This is a genomic window from Saccharothrix sp. NBAS 001 (assembly GCF_056640475.1).
Window position 1 is genome coordinate 3,445,004 of the sequence record NZ_CM153251.1, and the last position, 18,469, is coordinate 3,463,472.

16 protein-coding genes and 1 tRNA gene are annotated in these 18,469 nt (G+C 66.5%); 11 read left to right on the forward strand and 6 right to left on the reverse strand.

Going from position 1 to position 18,469, the window contains the following annotated elements:
• Positions 1 to 122 precede the first annotated feature (122 nt).
• A complete protein-coding gene (locus AC0HI0_RS14590) occupies positions 123 to 1,133 on the forward strand; it encodes a metallophosphoesterase family protein (RefSeq protein WP_480932888.1) in 1,011 nt (336 codons plus the stop codon).
• A 22-nt stretch (positions 1,134 to 1,155) separates the two neighbouring features.
• Here AC0HI0_RS14590 and AC0HI0_RS14595 read toward each other — a convergent pair whose 3' ends face one another.
• The gene (locus AC0HI0_RS14595; protein WP_480932889.1) at positions 1,156 to 1,992 is read right to left on the reverse strand and encodes a spermidine synthase; all 837 of its coding nucleotides are present in this window, start codon (positions 1,990 to 1,992) and stop codon (positions 1,156 to 1,158) included.
• Between the two features lie 141 nt (positions 1,993 to 2,133).
• Here AC0HI0_RS14595 and AC0HI0_RS14600 point away from each other — a divergent pair, with 141 nt between their 5' ends.
• The gene (locus AC0HI0_RS14600) at positions 2,134 to 3,156 is read left to right on the forward strand and encodes an LLM class flavin-dependent oxidoreductase (protein ID WP_480932890.1); all 1,023 of its coding nucleotides are present in this window, start codon (positions 2,134 to 2,136) and stop codon (positions 3,154 to 3,156) included.
• Positions 3,157 to 3,223: 67 nt separating this feature from the next.
• Here the strand turns inward: AC0HI0_RS14600 and AC0HI0_RS14605 are convergent, their stop codons facing one another.
• Both AC0HI0_RS14605 and AC0HI0_RS14610 read right to left on the reverse strand, forming a co-directional pair.
• Positions 3,224 to 4,252, reverse strand: a complete 1,029-nt coding sequence (locus AC0HI0_RS14605) for a MerR family transcriptional regulator (protein WP_480932891.1) — start codon at positions 4,250 to 4,252, stop codon at positions 3,224 to 3,226.
• A complete protein-coding gene (locus AC0HI0_RS14610) occupies positions 4,246 to 4,950 on the reverse strand; it encodes a HEAT repeat domain-containing protein (protein ID WP_480932892.1) in 705 nt (234 codons plus the stop codon). The genes AC0HI0_RS14605 and AC0HI0_RS14610 overlap by 7 nt, the downstream gene beginning before the upstream one ends.
• Positions 4,951 to 5,148: 198 nt before the next feature.
• On the opposite strand from AC0HI0_RS14610, the gene AC0HI0_RS14615 reads away from it, so the two are divergent.
• Genes AC0HI0_RS14615 through AC0HI0_RS14625 form a run of 3 tightly spaced genes read left to right on the forward strand, consistent with a single transcriptional unit; the run spans position 5,149 to position 8,848 of the window.
• Positions 5,149 to 6,564, forward strand: coding sequence for a hypothetical protein (locus tag AC0HI0_RS14615; RefSeq protein ID WP_480932893.1), 1,416 nt, complete (start codon positions 5,149 to 5,151; stop codon positions 6,562 to 6,564).
• A gap of 53 nt (positions 6,565 to 6,617) precedes the next feature.
• Entirely contained in the window at positions 6,618 to 7,556 is a 939-nt protein-coding gene (locus tag AC0HI0_RS14620) for an ATP-binding protein (RefSeq protein ID WP_480932894.1), read from the forward strand.
• Positions 7,553 to 8,848 (forward strand): hypothetical protein, encoded by a 1,296-nt coding sequence (locus AC0HI0_RS14625; protein ID WP_480932895.1) that lies wholly within the window; start codon positions 7,553 to 7,555, stop codon positions 8,846 to 8,848. Before AC0HI0_RS14620 ends, AC0HI0_RS14625 begins: the two co-directional genes overlap by 4 nt.
• 99 nt (positions 8,849 to 8,947) lie before the next feature.
• On the opposite strand, the gene AC0HI0_RS14630 is transcribed toward AC0HI0_RS14625, so the two are convergent.
• Positions 8,948 to 9,036, reverse strand: a tRNA-Ser gene (locus AC0HI0_RS14630).
• A 517-nt stretch (positions 9,037 to 9,553) separates the two neighbouring features.
• Between AC0HI0_RS14630 and AC0HI0_RS14635 the strand changes: the two genes are divergently transcribed.
• The 3 genes from AC0HI0_RS14635 to AC0HI0_RS14645 all read left to right on the forward strand — a co-directional run bounded on the left by AC0HI0_RS14635 (position 9,554) and on the right by AC0HI0_RS14645 (position 11,381).
• Entirely contained in the window at positions 9,554 to 10,078 is a 525-nt protein-coding gene (locus AC0HI0_RS14635) for a DUF6879 family protein (protein ID WP_480932896.1), read from the forward strand.
• The gene (locus AC0HI0_RS14640) at positions 10,065 to 10,919 is read left to right on the forward strand and encodes a helix-turn-helix domain-containing protein (protein WP_480932897.1); all 855 of its coding nucleotides are present in this window, start codon (positions 10,065 to 10,067) and stop codon (positions 10,917 to 10,919) included. The genes AC0HI0_RS14635 and AC0HI0_RS14640 overlap by 14 nt, the downstream gene beginning before the upstream one ends.
• A gap of 195 nt (positions 10,920 to 11,114) precedes the next feature.
• Complete coding sequence (locus AC0HI0_RS14645; protein WP_480932898.1) at positions 11,115 to 11,381, forward strand: hypothetical protein; 267 nt, start codon at positions 11,115 to 11,117, stop codon at positions 11,379 to 11,381.
• A 78-nt stretch (positions 11,382 to 11,459) separates the two neighbouring features.
• On the opposite strand, the gene AC0HI0_RS14650 is transcribed toward AC0HI0_RS14645, so the two are convergent.
• Together AC0HI0_RS14650 and AC0HI0_RS14655 are read right to left on the reverse strand one after the other, a co-directional pair.
• Entirely contained in the window at positions 11,460 to 12,470 is a 1,011-nt protein-coding gene (locus AC0HI0_RS14650) for a cupin domain-containing protein (protein ID WP_480932899.1), read from the reverse strand.
• A gap of 418 nt (positions 12,471 to 12,888) precedes the next feature.
• Entirely contained in the window at positions 12,889 to 14,403 is a 1,515-nt protein-coding gene (locus tag AC0HI0_RS14655; RefSeq protein WP_480932900.1) for a helix-turn-helix domain-containing protein, read from the reverse strand.
• Between the two features lie 265 nt (positions 14,404 to 14,668).
• On the opposite strand from AC0HI0_RS14655, the gene AC0HI0_RS14660 reads away from it, so the two are divergent.
• The 3 genes from AC0HI0_RS14660 (at position 14,669) to AC0HI0_RS14670 (ending at position 17,347) form a co-directional block, all read left to right on the forward strand.
• Positions 14,669 to 14,875 carry a hypothetical protein gene (locus AC0HI0_RS14660; RefSeq protein WP_480932901.1) on the forward strand — a complete coding sequence of 69 codons (207 nt, stop codon included), beginning with the start codon at positions 14,669 to 14,671 and terminating at the stop codon, positions 14,873 to 14,875.
• A gap of 142 nt (positions 14,876 to 15,017) precedes the next feature.
• Complete coding sequence (locus AC0HI0_RS14665; RefSeq protein WP_480932902.1) at positions 15,018 to 15,275, forward strand: hypothetical protein; 258 nt, start codon at positions 15,018 to 15,020, stop codon at positions 15,273 to 15,275.
• Positions 15,276 to 15,514: 239 nt separating this feature from the next.
• Entirely contained in the window at positions 15,515 to 17,347 is a 1,833-nt protein-coding gene (locus AC0HI0_RS14670) for a hypothetical protein (RefSeq protein WP_480932903.1), read from the forward strand.
• The last annotated feature ends 1,122 nt before the right edge of the window (positions 17,348 to 18,469 follow it).

Here is an 18,469-nt window from a genome sequence, read left to right on the forward strand (position 1 = left end):
TCAGGACCAAAACCTGAAGTTACCTTCGCGTACACACCGGGGTCCTCGGGACGTCACCGCCGGTCACCTCGAACGTCCTACCTTCGGCCGGTTCGTGCCGGTGTGATGAATGTGGGTGTTCGATGGATCGCAGGTCGTTCTTGTTGTCGACGGGTGGCGCGGTGGCCGCGACCACCGTCCTGGGCTCCCCGGCCGAAGCCGCCGGGCGGGATCCGCTGGGCACGCCCGTGCGGTTCAACATCATCAGCGACATCCAGGGCGACCTGGCCGATTTCGGCAAGGCGCTGGACGACATCAACGCGATCAACCCGCGCAGCGCCGGCCTCGGCGTGGCCGGGGACATCACCCCGCGCGGCTACGACTTCGAGTACGCCCAGGTGCGGTCGGTGCTCGACAAGCACCCGCACCCGAGGAACGTGGCGTGGGCCATCGGCAACCACGAGTTCTACGTGCCGAAGTGGCGCGACCCGGACACCCTCGCGCAGGACACCTGGCCCAACGGCACCACCGAGGACTCGCTGTTCCGCGGCTTCTACAACTTCGCCCGGCGCAACACGGTCTACTCCGAGACCTCGTTCGGCGGGGTGCCGGTGCTGTGCCTGGGCACCGAGCGCTACGCCAAGTACCACGACCCGAAGCTGTGGGACGAGGTGTGGCTCAGCGACCAGCAGTTCTCCTGGCTGGAGCAGCGGCTGGCGTACTGGGACCGGTGGCGCAAGCCGGTGATGGTGCTGACCCACCACCCGTTGCCCAACACGGTCTCCGGCACCCGCAACAAGCTCTACCTCGGCGACTACCTCCAGGCCGACCGGCTGCTCGCGGTGCTCGGCAAGTACCGGGACGTCTTCCTGTTCTCCGGGCACACCCACTGGGACCTCACCCTGTCGGACTGGGTGGTGCGCCGGGTCGTCCCGGGCAGCGGCAACCTCGAAGGCTTCACCGTGGTCAACACCGGCGCCGTGCAGACCGGCTGGGTGGACGACGGGAAGGGCGGCGAGGTCTCCCTGGGCGGCAGCTTCAACCAGGGCCTCCAGGTCGAGGTGTACCGCCGCGCCGTGGTGATCAAGGCGCGGGACTTCACCACCGGCACGTGGCTGAAGCAGACCACCGTCCCGCTGCGCGACAGCCTCTGACCACGGCCGGGACGGGCGCGGGCTACCTCGTCCAGCGGGGCACGGCGGCGGTGTCCGCCGGGCTGTCGGCGGTCAGCGGCGGCAGCACGCCGCGCACCGCCGCCAGCTGGGCGGCGGAGAGGCAGAACACCCGGCGTCCGGCGGCCTCCGCCCACGCGGTGAGCGCCCCGTGCGGCAACTCGCGGTCGGAGGCGGCCAGGATCACGTTCCCGGCCTGCCCGCCCAGCAGCAGGCCCGCCTGGGCGAGCAGCACGACGTGCGGGAACACCGAGGTGAGCGACGCCACGGCGCGCAGCGGCACGGTCATGTCCGGCGCGGACCACATGTTGCCCAGGTAGAGGCCGCCGGGGCGGAGCACCCGGGCGATCTCGCGCAGGAACTCGACGGCGGCGAGGTGGAGCGTCGGGGTGCCGCCCCGGAAGACGTCCACGACCACCACGTCGGCGGCGCGGTCGGGGGTCCGCACGATCCCGGCTTCGCCGTCCTCGACCCGCACCCGGAGGTCCGCGACCGCCGCCAGGTCGAGGTGCTCGCGCACGAGGTCGACCAACGGGCCGTCCAGTTCGTAGACCACCTGGGGCGAGCCCGGACGGGTCGCGGCCAGGTACCGCGCGATCGTGAACCCGCCCCCGCCGACCTGCACGGCCGACACCGGCACCCCGGCGGGCCAGTGCAGGTCCAGCACCCGGGCCGCCCACTCGGTGTACGGCAGGCGCAGGCACGTCGGGTGGGCCGGATCCACATAGGACTGGAGTGCGCCGTCGACCGTGAGCAGCCACCCGGTCGGGTGATAGGGAGCCGGGGCCAGCCGCGCCACGCCGAACCTCACCTGGCGTTCCACGGCCTCGCGGGATTCCACGCGGCAACCCTAGACGCCGGCCGACCGCCGGACCTCCCGGCCGGGCGAGGCGCGAGCCGCCGGCTGTGGGGTCGCGCACTCCGGGGCGGACCCGCCGGGTAGTTGAGGAATCAACCAGCGGGTCGGGGCGTTCCACCGGACGTGAAGAAAATCGGATTCCTGTCCTTCGGGCACTGGTCCGACAGCCCGCACTCGCGGACGAGGACGGCCTCGGACGCGTTGTTGCAGGCCGTCGACCTCGCCGTGGCCGCGGAAGAACTCGGCGTGGACGGCGCGCACTTCCGCGTGCACCACTTCGCCCAGCAGCACGGCTCGCCGTTCCCGCTGCTGGCCGCGATCGGCGCCAAGACCGAACGCATCGAGATCGGCACCGGCGTGATCGACATGCGCTACGAGAACCCCATGTACATGGCCGAGGACGCCGGCGCGGCGGACCTCATCTCCGGCGGCCGGCTCCAGCTCGGGCTGTCCCGGGGATCGCCCGAGCAGGTGATCGACGGCTGGCGCTACTTCGGCTACCAGCCGGCCGAGGGCGAGACCGACGCCGACATGGCCCGCAAGCACACCGAGGTGCTGCTGAGCGTGCTGGAGGGCAAGGGCTTCGCCCAGCCCAACCCCCGGCCGATGTTCCCCAACCCGCCGGGGCTGCTGCGCGTCGAACCGCACTCGCCGGGGCTGCGCGACCGGATCTGGTGGGGCGCGGGCTCCAACGCCACCGCCGTCTGGGCGGCCGAGCAGGGCATGCACCTGATGAGTTCGACGCTGAAGAACGACGAGGGCGGCGCGCCGTTCCACGTCCAGCAGGCCGAGCAGATCCGGGCGTTCCGCAAGGCGTGGTCGGACGCGGGGTGGCCGCACCAGCCGCGCGTCTCGGTCTCGCGCAGCATCTTCGCGCTGACCTCGGACCTCGACCGCGCCTACTTCGGCCACGACAGCGGCAGCACCGACAAGATCGGCTACATCGACGCCGACACCAAGGCGATCTTCGGCCGCACCTACGCCGCCGAACCCGACGTCCTGGTCGGGCAGCTGGCCGAGGACGAGGCGATCGCCGAGGCCGACACGCTGCTGCTGACCGTGCCCAACCAGCTCGGCGTCGAGTACAACACCCACGTGCTCGACAGCATCCTGACCCACGTCGCCCCGGCGCTCGGCTGGCGCTGACCCGGCCGCGGCACGGCCGAGGACGTCCCCGGACCCGTCCCGGCCGGTGCCGGAGCCGACCGGCACCTCACCCGTCCGCGTCGGCCGGCGGTCGCGCGTCGAGAACTCCGACGAAGGCCCCGGCCACGCGGGCGACGGCGCGGTCGTCGTCGTGGGCCAGTCCGCGCAGGACTTCCCGCGCGGCGGCCCCCGGCAGTTCGACCAACGCCTGGACCAGCCGTATCCGCGTCGCCGAGTCGGCGGTGCCGGCGGCGATCGCCTCGACCAGCGCGGCCAGGATCCCGCTCGCGGCCCCGGGGTCGCCGGACAGCGCGCCCAGCACCTCCGCCGCCTCGACGTCGTGGAAGCCCTCGACCACCATGCCGACCAGCGTCGGCACGGCCGCCGGCACGCCACGCCCGCCCAACGCCAGGGCGGCGTGTCCGCGCACCGCCCGGTCCGGGTCCCCGAGCGCGTCGGCGAGAACGGCGGTCACGCCCGGCGCGTCGACCACCTCGGCGATCGCCAGCACCGCGCGCCGCCGCACGTCGACGTCCGCCGACCGCACGCCGGCGGCCAGCGTCGCCACCGCGTCGTCGCCCGATCGGGCGAGGGCCCAGCGCAGCGCGCCCGCGACGTGGGGGTCGGCTTCGGCCAGGACCGCCCCGGCCAGCAGCTCGGCGGGCACCGGCACGTCCTCCGGCCCGCCCAGGACGGCCTGCTGCCGGCGCGCGGCGCTGGTCGAGTTCAGGCCCTGCATGAGTTCCACCACGCGCAGGACGCCCTGCCAGCCGGTGGGCGCCGACGCGTCGATCGCGCGCAGCCGGTCGAGCAGCTCCCGCTCCCGCGCCAGGCGGTCCTCCGCCCACCGGATCAGGTCGCCGACCAGGGCGGACGGCGTGAAGGCCGGGTCCTCCAACGCGCGCGCGACCTGTTTGAGCGAGAGCCCGAGCGACCGCAGGCTCTCCACGTGGAAGATCCTGCGGACGTCCTCGGCGGAGTACTCGCGATAGCCGCCGACGGTGCGCCCGGTCGGGCGCACCAGGCCGAGGGCGTCGTAGTGCCGCAGCATCCGGGTGCTCACCCCCGAGCGCCGGGACACGTCGCCGATCAGCAACCCGCGACCTCCGACCCGGTGGTCGGCGCGGGCTCGGCGGCTCGTCGCGGACCCAGGGCGACGATCCGCGTCGCCTCGTGCACGGCCGCGTCGAAACCGGTCTCCGGGTCCTGCAGGAGCAGTTCGGTGGCACGGGCGTGCGTGGCCACCGCCGGGTCGGGGTGCGCGGCGGCCTTCGCCAAGGCCGGCTCGACCACGCCACCGAGGTCGACCAGGGCCCGGCTCAGGCTCAGCCGCACGGTGCGGTCGCCCCGGCCGAACTGGGTGACCAGCTCGTCGGCCAGGTCCGCCTCGCGCTCCGCCGGCACCAGGGCGACGGCGACCCGCCACGCGGTCCGCGCGACCTCGTCGTCCGGGTCGCGCAGCATGTCGCGGGTGATCCACGCCCACGCGCTCCGGTCGCCGATCTTGGACAGCGTGTGCAGCGCCTGGGCGCGGGCCCGGGCGTGCGCGGAGTCCAGTTCCCGGCGGAGCCGGGGCAGGGCGACCTCCGGCGGGAGCCGGGTCAGCGCCCAGGACAGCATGTCCCGCACGAAGAAGTCCGGCTCGACCCCGCACCGCTCGACGAGGGTCTCCAGGAAGCCGGGGTCGGGGTTCGAGCCCGCCGCCAGCGCCGCCTGGAGCCGTACCGACGAGTCCTCGGCGCCCAGGGCGTCGATCACGCGGGTGTGGTGCGGGGTTCCGCCTGTCGTGTTCATCGGGACCACCTCCTGCACCCAATGGACACCTTGTCACAGTGTCAAGGTCAAGCCCGTGACCGGCGACTCGGAGGTCGGCCCGGTGCGGGAGCACGGTGGTGGCAAGGCGTGCGGCTGATCGGGTGGTCGAGGTCGGAGTGCGCCGCACGCCGGCCGGAGGCGGGCATCCTGGACGGACCGAGTGCGGGGAGGGGCGCGATGGCCTACACGGCGGGTGCGGCGAAAGTGGACCTGACACCTCCGCTGACGATCCCGTACGCGGGCGGCATCCCCCGGCACTCGCCGTACTTCGGCGTCCACGACGCGCTGTACGCCCGCGCCGTCGCGTTCGGCGAGGCCGACGGCGAGACGGTCATCGTGGTCGCCGTGGACGCGTTGGGCATCAACAACCACGTCCTCGGCCCCGGCAGGCACTTCACCGACGAGGTGCGGGCCGCGGTCGAAGAGGCGACCGGAGTGCCGCCCACGCACGTGATGATCGCCAGTTCGCACACCCACTCCAGCCCGGAGACCGCCGACGTGCGCCCGCTGCTCGACACCCCCGGCGCGGACGTGTGGCTCGCGGGGTTCGCCGGCTCCCTGGTCGACGCCGCGGTCCAGGCGTTCGAGGACCGCCGTCCGGTCACCGCCCGGCGCGGCACGGGCGAGGTCATGCGCGGCACCCTGTCCGCGAACCGGAACGCCTGGGCGTACCCGGACCCGGCCGCCGCGCCGGACGACCCGGAGCTGGACGTGCTGGTGCTGGAAGCGCCGGGCTGGAGCGCGGTGCTCTACAACTTCGCCTCGCACCCGGTGATCGTGCAGGTGCAGCCCTACGCCTCCGCCGACTACCCCGGCGTCACCTCGGACTTCGTCGAGCGCAACGTGCCCGACTGCCGCGCGGCGCTGTTCCTCCAGGGGGCCTGCGGCAACCTGGGGCCGCCGCCCGACCCGCTGACCAACGAGGACGACGGCGCGTGGCGGTCGCCGTTCGACGCGGAGTACGAACTGGTGCCCGAGAACGTCCGCGACGCGTTCGCGCACGCCGAGCGGGTGGGCCTGGCGCTGGGCATGAAGGTGGTCGAGGTCGCCCGGGACGCGGCCGTGGTCGTGTCCGGCCCGGTTTCCGCCCGGTCGCAGCGGCGCGACGTCGCGTCCCGCGAGCTGCCCGACCGCGCGCCGTACCAGGCCGAACTGGACGCCCGTCGGCAGGCGGTGGCCGACGCGGTGGCCTCCGGCGCGCCCCGGGCCACCGTCGTCGCACTCACCGAGCAGGCGCAGAACACCGAGGAGGAGCTGGTCGCCATCGACCGGGGCACCGACCCGGTCACCTCCGAGGTGCAGGTGCTGCGCCTGGGTGACGTGGCGCTCGCCGGGCTGCCGGGCGAGCCGTTCGTGGAACTCGGGCTGAGCCTGAAAGGCCGGTCGGACGACGAGCGGCGGGTGCTCACCGTGGGGTACGCCAACGACTTCCTCGGGTACCTGACCGACCCGGACGCCTGGGACCTGCCGATCTACGAGGTCAGCCTGGGCACGTGGACCCGGATCGGCCGGTTCGGCGGCACCGAGCTGACCGGGCTGGCCGCCGAGCTGGTCGACCGGCTCTGGTCCTCGGGCCCGCGCGCCGGGCGGTAGTCTCCGACAGGTCGGTGGACTGGCGGGGGGTGGGTGTGGCGACGGAGCCCGAGGTGGCCAACCCCTTCGCCATCCCGGGCTGGGAGCACTCGCCGATGCGGCCGCTGCGGCCGTGGGACCGGAAAGCGCACCGCGACTACTACGTCGACGTCGGCGGTACCGATTCCGCGTTCCACGAGTTCCAGCGGGAGATGGGCGATTTCCAGGGCACGGTCCGGGACGGCCGGTACGTCCTGGTGGTCGGCGACTCCGGCACCGGGAAGACCGCCCTGGTCAACCGCTGCGCGGGCTGGGTCGCCGACGCGCTGCCCGACCGGCGCTTCCGGCCGGCCGTGCTGGACCTGAGCGGGTACCTGCCCGCAGACCGGCAATCGACCGTCCAGCACCGGATCGAGGTGGTCGCGGACGTGCTGCTCGACCACGTCCTCTCCCGAGGGCTGGTCGATCCGGGAGCCGTGGAGTCGCTGAGCGAACGCCCGGGGTACGCCGGCCGGCTGCTGCGCCACCTGGGCGACCTGATGGACGACGACGTGGTGCTGGTCGTGATCCTGCCGAGCCCCGTGGACCTCGGCGAAGAGGTCGTCCAGTACTGCGGGCCGTTGCGGAGCGCGCGAGTGCTGTTCTTCGCGGAGTCCTCGTTCCTCGACCGGTCGGGCGTCGAGGACATCGTGCGCCGCACGGAGGTCTGGGGCCCGCCCGTCGTCCTCCAGGTCGGCGACCTGAAACCTGGTGACGTCGAGCAGTTCGTGGACGACCGGCTGTCCCGGCGGCGCGACGGGATCAGGTACCCCGCTTTGGAGGCCGACGCCATCACCCTGCTGGGCAACCTCTGCCGAAATGTCGGGATGCTCCAGCGGCTTCTCCACCGGACCTACGAAAACCGGTTGCGCACGGCCCGGACCACACCCGGCGACGAGGGCACCGTGACGGCGAACGACATCCGTGAAGTGATCCTGGAAGCGTACCGGTCACCCGCTGACGGGCGCTTGTGAACGGCACGGAGCCCGCGCGGCGCGGCAACCCGTTCCCGGCCACCGCCGTCGCCGGTTCGTTCACCGCCGCGACGGTCCTGTCCTCCGCGCTCCAGCGCGTTTCCGACATCCTCGACGAGTACGTCGCCGACCCGCGCCGAGGCGTCGTCGTGGCCGTCACCGGTGCCGTGGGCAGCGGCAAGACCCACCTGGCGAACGAGTTGGCGACGTGGGTCGCGGACCGCCTGCCGGACGGCCTCGTCACGCGGGTCGACGCGCGCAACGGGTTCTCGTCGCTGTGCGGCAGCGTGCTCGACGCGATGGAGGTGGACGGGCTCCGCGCCCAGATCGACGGCTACTACCGGGACGTCGTGGTCGAACTCCTCCGGGAGAGCGACCTCGCCGACCTGGCCCCGCCGGACGACGCCGACGTCAGGAAGCTGGTGACCACGACCGGCCTGCCCGAATCGACGTTGTGGGCCGAGGTGAACCGCAAGGTCGCCGACGTCACCGGGGACGCCGAACTCGGCCGCCTGATCGGGCAGTTGGCCCACCGGGGCACGGTGGAACAGGTGTGGACCTGGATTCGCGAGACGGCGCTCGACGGGCGACCGGCGGCGACCGGCCCCGACGCCGAGCCCGTGCACACGGACGAGAAGGCGTTGCGGACGCTCGGCACCCTCACCCGCATGGTGACCGGGCGCGGGCGGGGTTTCGCGCTGATCGTGGACGAAGCCGACCGCCTGTTCTCGGCGACGAGCCCCGACACGGACATCGGCCCGTTCCAGGAGTTGCTGGAGTGCTTCGCGCGGACCGGGGCCTTCGTGGTGATGTGCGGGGCGTCCGACTACCTCCGGGCCATCCCGCACGCGACGAGGGACCGCATCGGCCACTCCGTCACCGTCGATCCGATGAGCCGCGCGGAAACCCGTGAACTGACCAGGAAGGTCCTCGACCCGGGACCCGATGCCGACCTCGCACCCTTCACCGAGTCCACTGTGGACCGCTTGCACGAGGCGTCGGGCGGCAACCCGCGCAGGTTCCTCCGCCTGTGCCACTACCTCTACGCCGTCGCCGGAACCCGGACAGCCCAACCCACCGGGGTCGTGACCGACGAGGTGTTGGCGGAAGCCGTCCGCCGAGCCGTCCTCTCCGTCGAGCCCGAGGAGGCGGCGGCGCAACCCCGGCGGTCGGTGGACGACGAGATCCTGCTGCGGCTGGACGCCATCGAACGTCGACTGGCGCAACTGGCACCCCTCGACCGGGACTCCCGCGCCGACACGCGCCGGAACAGAACCCGCCGGTCCAGGTGAACCCCGGTCCCGGCGACCGGACCGGACTCGGCCACTCCGTCGAGCGTCCGCCGTGCCCACCTCGCCGTGCCCACCTCGCCGCGCCCACCTCGTCGCGCGCGGAGAGCGCGTGGATCGAACGCGCGCCGGACCGCCAGGTCCGGACCTCGGATCAGCAATCCGGTGCCTTGCCACTCGGCCGGCCCTCCCAGTCGTGCGTGCCCCCGGCAAGACTCGGCGAACATCTGCACCGTTTGCCCAGGATATTCGTGCAGATCTGGAATGTACCCCCAGCAAGAGTCCGGCGACATCTGTGCGGGGTGGTAGGCGGTGTGAGCTGCGGGTGTCTGCGGTGGTGGATCTCTCGGGTGAGAGCTAGTCGCCGGTGGAGGGTGTTGGGGCGGGGTCGTCTGGTGTTGGCCGGGCGGCCCCGCTGGTTGTGGGTACTGCGGGTGGGTGGGGTTTATGCGGGACCGTGACTTGCGGCTCTGTCTGGGTTGTTGGGTCTGGTATCTGTCAGGGCATGAGAGCGTTGAGGCTGACCACGAGCTGTAACAAGACTGACTGTCCGGCGGTGTATCTGGCCGATGATGGGTCGGTGCTGGCCCAGGGTGTCCCGGTGGATGGGGTGGAGGGTGTGACGTTGGGTCCGGGGGAGATCGCCGTGCGGTTGCCCCGTGAGGTCCTGTTGGAGGCGGTGCGCGGGTTGGAAGGGCACCCGGTCGCGTGAGCGCCCTTGATGGGGAGATGTTCTGGTCGTTGTTTGAGGGGTTCGGGCGGACTGCGTGGCGGTGGGAAACTCAACCCACCTACACGATCCCCGATGAGCAAGCCGACCTCGCCCGGTTCCTCGCTGGGGAGCCCGAACCGCCGGGGCACAACGCCGATTGGCACGAGCAGATCCGGGCATGGCGTCAGGTGGGCAAGCGGATCAGCCGGGTACGGGTGGTGTCGGAGCCACTAACGGACTATCAGCGCTACCAACTCGCTTGGAGCATCCCCGGCAACGTGGCGGCGGGTGAGGAGGTCCGCATCCTCTACCCGGACGATGCCGCCGAGATCGCGTTGCCGCAACAGGACTTTTGGATCTTCGATGACCGTACCGTGGTGTTCTTGAACTTTGATCCCCAGGGCCGGTTGGTGGATCGGGAGTTGGTGGAGCGCCCGGACCTTGACCTGATGCTGTTGTGGCGGGACGCTGCGGTGACACGTTCGGTGCCGTTGCGGGATTGGATGGATGCTCGAACCTGACCGCCTGCCGAAGGATCGCCTCGATCTGGCTAGTGGGCTACGAGGGTTGCGGCGGGCGGCGGGTCTCTCCGGGGAGAGGCTAGCCGCCCGAATTGCCATGTCCCAAGCCAAAATCAGCCGCATCGAAACCGGCAAAACCGTACCCACCGTCGCCGATGTAGACCGCATCCTGATCGGCCTGGGTGTAGCGGCGGAGGTACGGGAGCAGTTTCTCGACCTTGCTCGGGTGGCGTCGGTAGGCTACAAATCTATGCGCGCTTACGCGGAAACCGGACTATGGCGGGCGCAAGAAGAAATCACCGCGCTCATCCGCTCCTCCACCACCATCCGCCAATTCCTCCCCGTCATCCCCTCCGGACTATTGCAGACACCCGAGTACGCGCGCCACGTCCTCACACCCGCCATCCCCGGCGACGTCGCGTGGGATATCGACAAGGCAGTACAAGCACGCCTGAGGACACAGGAAACCCTGCACGACACCAACCGCCGGTTTCACTTTCTGCTCACCGAAAACGCCCTACGCTGGCCCTGCGCACCCGCCCACATCCTCGCCGCACAATGCGCCCACATCGCACAGGTCGCAGCACTACCCAACGTCGAGTTAAGCATCATCCCCGCAGCGGCCCCGATCGGCGCGGTGCCCATGAACTTCTTCGTGATCTACGATCAACGACTCGTCGCCGTCGAGCTATTCTCCGGCGAAGTCGTCTTCCGCGACCCCCAAGACATCACCTACCACCACAACATCTACAACTACTTCACCACCCACGCCACCGCCGGTGATGGCGCTATCGCGCTCCTACACCAGGTAGCAGACCAAATTATGCCAAACCCCGACTGAAACTAGCTGACAACTGAGGCAAACCCTATCGTAGGACCAGAATCGCTAGATCTGGCCACAAAAACACGGTAACTGGCGACATAGGTCGCCGCAAGCTAACCGCTGCGGATAGCTCGCGACAGCGCGGCAAAACGTAGCGCCCCCTAGTAGTTTCACTCCGGTGACTCACGCCTGCCGACAGCGAGCATTCACACAATGCCTACCAACACCAAAAACGTTCCAACCGTGCCGGTACCCCGCCGACGAAGCCGCCGCCAACCGGTCAACCCGCAACCTGGCAGCCAAGGAGAAAGCAACGAAATCAAGGTAACAGTTTACCTGCCCATCAACGAAGCACGTGCACTCGCCGAAGCAACATGGACCAACACCTCGTCGTGGGAACAGGTACGAATCAACACCAGCGACACTGCAATAAAGAAAGTACGTGACGCGGCAAGACGTGCGATGGATAAGGCAGATTAGCGCGCGACATGCGAAATTCAGTCTAGGCCGACAGCGCCATGCGCTCGCCGAACCTCGCGTCAAACAATACTGGGCCATCTATTTAAGCGCGATGATCCCGGCCCGAAGCAAGGTAAATACTACCTCGACGACCTGTTCATCGGTCACTCCTGGGTGTCGTCCCATCAATTGGCCAACCGAAACATCCTTTGACGAAAGGATCGTGTCGATGATGGGTTTGATTTCTTGCGCGAACGACCATCGTCGCCCTAGGGCTGCCAAAGTCAGGGTCGTTCCCTCGACGGACGTGGTTGCCCTCGGTGCGGTGAGTGCGATTCTCGCATCCTTGTTTGCAGCTACTGAATTTGTGTCTAGAATGTCCGGAAACCTGAACATAGGGAATCCGCGACTGACTCCATCTGAGTAAAGGAAGAAGTCATCTAGGAGCTCATCTGAAGCCATCAACTTGCTCCACTTTTCCCTGAATCTTGCCAGGTATGCGCTGCGCGTCGCGTTGTCCGTGAATCTGGGGATACGTTCGCGGAAAAAAGGGTCTTCCATCGCCCGATCAGTCAGCCAGGAAAGAGCATCGAGTGCAGTATCAGGAACGACACCAACCACGAGATGCAGCGTGGGTTCTCCTATGGAGGTAACTGAATGCCACCAGCCGTGAGGAAGGTATAGTACGTCGCCCGCTACAACTTCAAATTCGGCCACAGGTGATTCGGTCGGTCGTGGAGCTTCTTCGCTGTCACGTACCTGCGGCCACTGGCGCGTGGGTTTGAACAATTGCCAGTACTTGCGTCCACACAGTTGTATAGCGAAGGTATCATGACTGTCCCAGTGGGGCCTAAAACCTGGAATCGGCATCCAACTGGCATACAGATTTGCTGACGCACGCGCTCTCAACTCAGAGGATACTGCTGCGGTCAACTGGCGCACAGGTTCATGGGCTTGTTCTATACCATTGAAGGTGATAGTGGCACCATCTCGCACGTGACCTAACAGAAGGCTTGCGATAATGCGTCGATAGGTGCTCCCGCGTGAGGTTGTAACTTGTTCAGTGTAGCTGTCTGCACTAATGGCTTCTCCCTGACGGGAAAGGCGCATTCGGGGATGATCAAAGCGATGGTTCTCTAGAAGATGAGTCAAGGTCTCCCAGCCTGCGAGCTGACCGAAGCGTCCTTCTTCTCCTGGATAAAGCATCCAAGATTTGCCGTACGTTGTGCGAGCAAAATCCTGTATCCCCTGAGGGGAAATTAGGTCCCCTAGATGCAGGCTCGTCAATTTCCCTCTATTCGGTAAAGGTTACGTTTCCGCCGCCGCCGGAATCACTATCGTCGCTGGGGTCGTTAACGCTAAGCCAAACTTGGGGCACCAGAAGGGGGGCTATTTCAGCGAGCAGACTATGGCTCGGTAGCCGAGCGGATAAATCGTGGTGATCATTGGTGTGACTCTCAATGCTCATGGTTGCCTTTCTGCTTTTGCGGTGCACGGGCGTGCTAGCTAGCGAACATGTAAGTTCCTTCTACCTGCCGGCTTTGGGAAAGTTGTGAGAGGCGGTTGTTTCAAAGAATTCCTCAATACTTTCCGCGATCGTCCGCCCTGTGTTCGACGTTGCAATCTGATGTTCGCGCATCTTGGACTGAAATGCCTTCAGGCGGAATCCAACCCAATCAACACGGAGTGCAGGGGGAAGGTTTAGAACTGGTTCCAACGCCTCACTGACGCCGTCATCGTCGCCTTTGAGCAACCGAGCGTGGCCTACGTCGATTCGAGCTGAAGCTTCATTTCCCACTGCCCGTAGTTCTGCCGGCCCCTCCACGTAAAGTTGGACAGCCTCTAGCGCATTCATCTCCGCGCCATGTGCGTCACCGAGTTCGAGATGAGTGGCAGCCGATATCTGGAGAAGTTTAGCTCGCGAAAAGCTGAACACTCCGCCGAGTTGATCAAAGAACTCGCTGTCCCCTCGCGACGATTCGTGCGCATTGAGAGCTTTTGCGAGTGCTGCCCTTGCCTCACCTGAACGAGCTGTCGTTGCGTAGAAAAGAGCCATCCCGTTCAATAGAAACGACCGTGCTATTGGCTCGGTAGCCCAGGCCATAGTTGACTCGGCCATATCCAGGGCACGCTGCGGACGATTTCCCCAATACGCCAATGAAGCCTGCATCGTGCGCGCGGTCAGGCGCAACGAGTTGTGCCCGATTATTTCCGCGTACGCCCCGCTCGCACGAGCCTGTTCAACAGCAGCATGAGATAGCCCGACACTGGCACTCGTCTCAGCCATAAGCGCGCATATCACGGACGCCAAGTAGTAGAGGTGGTTGATTTGCCTGGGGTATTGCCCTCTTTCCAAAAGGCGGTAAATGCGATCGCGGGCTTGGACCTCGTCAGGAAAGATGGTCAGCGGATCGGTGTAAAGTTGTTCCTTGGCAAGCCGCCCAACTTCAGCAGTCACCTCATCAAGGGTAATTTCTGGCATAAAGTGCCCCTGTGCCTCTTCTGCGTGTCGTCGCGACTCGCGTGCCGCCGAAATGACCAGTTCGGAGACCGATCTTATCGTGTCGTGCGGATCGTGCGTAGTCCTGGAAAATCTCACTTCATTCGTTTGGGTTTGAATCAATTTCGGATTAGATTGAACCTTCCCATCGCCAGCCCACGCCTGCAATGCAACTTTCTCGTGCCGAGAGTAGTTTGCGAAATCAACCTGATCCACAAGCGCGGAAGCCGAAGTGCCGAAAACCTGTGCCAGAATGGATATCGCGCTGATCCCAGGTTTCGTGCCGCCATTCGGCCAACTCTCAAAGTCGCTAATTCGCTTGTCGGTCATAGGCGCTCTAGGGTCGTCGAGAAGTTCGTTGTAGCGTGCGGCTACTTCTCCTTGGGTCCAGCCGTAAGTGTGTCGCCACGCTTGACGCGGCCTGAAGCCCCAGCGGCGTGCCATCTCAGCAGCGATCTGATCAGGCGCGCAGCCCTGAGCCTGCATCTCCCTGCGTAGGCAGTCCCGCGCTGCCTTGGTACCCGGTGGCTCATTGCGTGCCATCCGCATCGCCCCTTGTTGCCCTTGCGGCTGGTGGAGGTTCCAGGGTAGGGCTGCTGTGGGGTGTGTGGGTCCGCATGTTTGGGGAGTTACTTCCCGGTAGGGGTGTGTTGTGCCTGGTTGGAGTAGGTGTGTGACTTGGGGTGATCCTCCGAATGGTTGACCGGGTGTTGTGGGGGTGTGGTTGGAGATCCTTGATTCCAGGCCGCAGCGGGCGGCGGGCTCGGGCGGGTGGCGGCTAGTCGGTCCGGGGTGGCATGGAATTGGGGTGGTGTTGGTGTTTTTGGTTGTGGTGTTGGGGTGTGTGGTGTTGGTGGTGGTGGGTGGCATGGTGGGGTGGTCGTTGGCGTTGGCGGGTTTGGCGGCGCGGTCGCGCCGTCAGGCGGTGGTGCAGCGTAGGTTGAATTCGGATTTGTACGTATTGGCGCAGGATCGTGCGGATTTGGCGCGTGAGCGTTCTGGTTTTGGTGACTGATTGTGTTGTGTGGCTTTGGGTTTGTGGGCTGGTGTGGTGATGTGGTTGGGCTGTTTGGGTTTTAGGTGTTGTCTGGGTCTTCCGATCAAGCCTGGGTTTTGTTTGTGATGCGAGGGGAGTTATTTATTTCAAGGAAAGGGATGTGAATGTTTTGGTTACTTTGGTGTCTGTTGAGGAGTTTCAGGAGCGGTTGGCGCGTTTGGGTGCGCTGGGAGAGTTGTTGCCGGATTTTGTGGCTACGCCGGGTGGTACGTGGTTGTATCGCCAGATCTTGACCGAGGTTGATGAAGTCGCGGTGATTGCGTGGGAGTATTGGATCGAGGCTGTGAAGGCTCGGGCGGAGTTGCGTAACCGTTGCGGTGCAACGGAATCTGGCGAGAGCGGCGGGGATCAGGTCTGACCGCCGGCCAGCGGCGTCGCCGCTGGGGTCGTCTGCGAGTATCAATTGTCCGGTGTGGACGCTTCTATCATGTTATACGCCAACGGTTTTCCGTGGTTGTTGGTGTGCTTGTGGTGTGGGCTCAACTGGTGGCGTACCGGGTTGTGGCGGCGGTAACGCGGCGGTTGTGTCGATTGTGGACAGTCTGCGGCCGTTGGTTGGTTGATGCTGCGGGTTGGTTGTGGTTTACCGTCCCGCGCGTGTTTTTCCGTTGGCTGGGTAGGCAATTGGATAGGTTGGGTTGGTGGTTGCCGCGGGGGCTGTGGCGTTTGTTGCGTTATAGCTGGTGTGGCTTTTGGTGGCTCGTATCGTCGGTGGCGCGGTATGTGTCGGGTTTTCGGGATTATTCCGGTGTGATTGGTGAGGCTGAGGGGTTGGTGAAGCCTCGCCGGGTGAAGTTGTTGCGGGAGCAGTGGCGACGGGCGATCAGGCACCGCCTCACCGGCGTACTGCTGGTGGTTGGTGTGCTGGTGGTGGGTGTCCGGGCGACGGTCGTCGTCTACGGTGAGAGTTCCCTGTGGGGGCTGGGATTTGTCGCCCTGATGGTGTGCGCGGGGGTGGGTCGGATTGTGCGCCCGGCCCCGCCGTTGGAACCGGGCGCGGAGCTGCCGGTGGGGGTTGGCCTAGATGAGCCGTTCCCGTTGGCTGATGCGCATACCCGTGGTGAGGTCGCCGAGTGTGTGCGGCGGGCGGTGGTGGCTGAGGGTGTGGTGCTGCGGCTGGTTGGTGAGGCCCATCGCCAGCCGTGGGGGTGGCAGGTTCCGGTGGTGCTGCGTACGGGTACTCCGGCTGATCTGGTGGCTCGTTTGGGTGAGCTGGAGACTGTGTTGGATCTTCGGTCGGGTGGGGTGTTGGCGACACCGGATCGGGAGCGGCGGGCGCGGGTGGTGTTGCGGTTGGTGGCGCGGGACCCGTTCGCCACCATGCCTCCCGCACCGCAACGATCACCGGGGTCACTGTCCATTGTGGATGCGCACATGGTGGGTTCACGGATGGATGGATTGCCGCTTGCGCTTCGTTTGAATGGTGCTCATGTGGTGGTGATCGGTACCAGTGGCGCGGGCAAGTCGATGACGTTGCGGGTGCTGGGGGATGTGGTGACGGCGTGCCGGGATGCGGTGTGCTGGGACCTGGCCCCCGTCGGCGTCGGCCTGGACGCCTACGGGGCGGCGATTAGCCGCCGGGAACGCACCCCGGCGGGCATTGAGGCCGCGTTGCAGACGGCGATCGGCTACGCGGCGGCCCGCCCGCTGTTGGCTGCTGAGACGGGGATGGGTGACGAGTGGCAACCGAGCCCTACCGGTCCGGCGGTTGTGGTGATCATTGATGAGTATCCGAAGTTGTCGCCACGGGCTAAGGAGCTGGCCGCGACTTTGTTGGGGGTGGGTCGGAAGGCGCGGGTGTCGGTGGTGTTGGCGTCGAGTGATGCGACCTCGGATGTGTTGGGTCGGGCGATCGCGGACACCACGGCGATCCGGGTCATGCTCCCGTCCCGTCATGCGGATGTGCGGCTGGTGTTCGGGCCTCGCATGATCGCCGAAGGGTGGCGGCCTGACCGGCTCCACCCGGCCATCGATGAGACCACCCCGGAGGATGCCGGGTGCTGCTACGTCTCCGCCCCGAGCATTCGGGAACCGATCCTGTGCAAGATCACCCCACTGACCTCGGCGCAAGCCCACGAACGCGGCCAAGCCCGTGCGGCAACAGGTGGGGTGCGGGTGGTTGATGCGGCGACCGTGCAGCGCGCAGCGCTGCTACACGGCACGACCGGTAGCCCCGATACAACTGTGGATCATGCAGCGATCGCGGCGATTCTGTTTGCCTTCCGCGACGATTCCCGGCTGTGGACCGAACATCTCCTTTCCCGCCTAGTCAGTTATGACGGCCGTTACCGGGGTTGGGCGGCAAGCGATCTTGCATCGGCGCTACGTCCGCTCGGGGTTACTCCGGTGCAGATTCGGCGCGGTAGCACCAACAAACGCGGCTATGACCGGTATGCGATCGAGACCGCCTATCAGGGGTGGCTGTCATGACCACCACCCACCCGCTACACACCCGCTACACGCCATCATCCTGTAGCGGCTGTAGCGGGTCGTGTAGCAGTGCGCAGCGGCCCTGTAGCAGCAGCAATAGGGGCTGTGACCTGGGATGTAGCACGGTAGCGGCGGTAGCCGCCGGGATAGGGGGTGAGGCGCGAACACCCGCCCACAACACGGTCACCACCTATCAGGCTTTTACGGCCGCTACTGGCGCTTGGGTCACGGTTGGCGGTAGTGGGGGAGTGGTTCGCGCGATGCTGTGAGCCCCTCCCCCACTACCGGCGATCCGAAAGATTTCCTGCCACCGCACCAAAAACCTTTGGGTGTCACTCGTGAGCAGCTAGTCACGAGCGAGGTGTACGAGTATCGTCAACGGCTCACCCACGGCCAAACTTTCACCTATCACGTGGAAATCTGCTGGGTCACCGGATCACCCCACCAAACCGCCGCATTCGCCGACGTACTACGGGAATTGCTGCGATGGGTGATCAACGATCAAGCGGAAGAGCAAGACGAAACCCTAGGCGGTGACCACACATGACCACCCAGAACACTTCACCCCTGATGCCCCTCAACCCATCCGGCACGCCACCGTCGGTATCGGGTCCATCGGGGCTGTCGGATTATGCGATCGGTCCGATGCGGATGTCGAACCGCATGTTGGGCGAAAACGTCCGCGTCGCGATCCTCGCCCGAACCTCTACCGATGATCGGCAAGACCCCCGTCAGTCGATCATCCGTCAGGTAGGAAGCTGCACAAGCGCACTACCCGCAGCGTGGGTAGTGACCTGCCACTTCTACGACGTCGAGTCCGGGCGTAAGGCCCTGTCCGAGCGCGGCCAGCGGGGGCAGGTTGTGAACCCGGAGCAGGAGTACAGCATTCCGGTGCCCCGTGACGGGGGAATCAATGACCTGTTGATTGAGGCGCAGAGTCCGCGTCGCCGGTTTGATGTCGTGATCTGTGAAGGCGTCTCGCGTGTCGCCCGTAAAGCCTATGAAGGCTTGTCGGTTGAGCGTGAGCTCGAAACCGCCGAAGTACCCCTATTGGCCTCCGATGAGCCGATCAACCTTGACGGACGCCGCGCCTCACAGATTCTGCACCGGCGTGTCAATCAG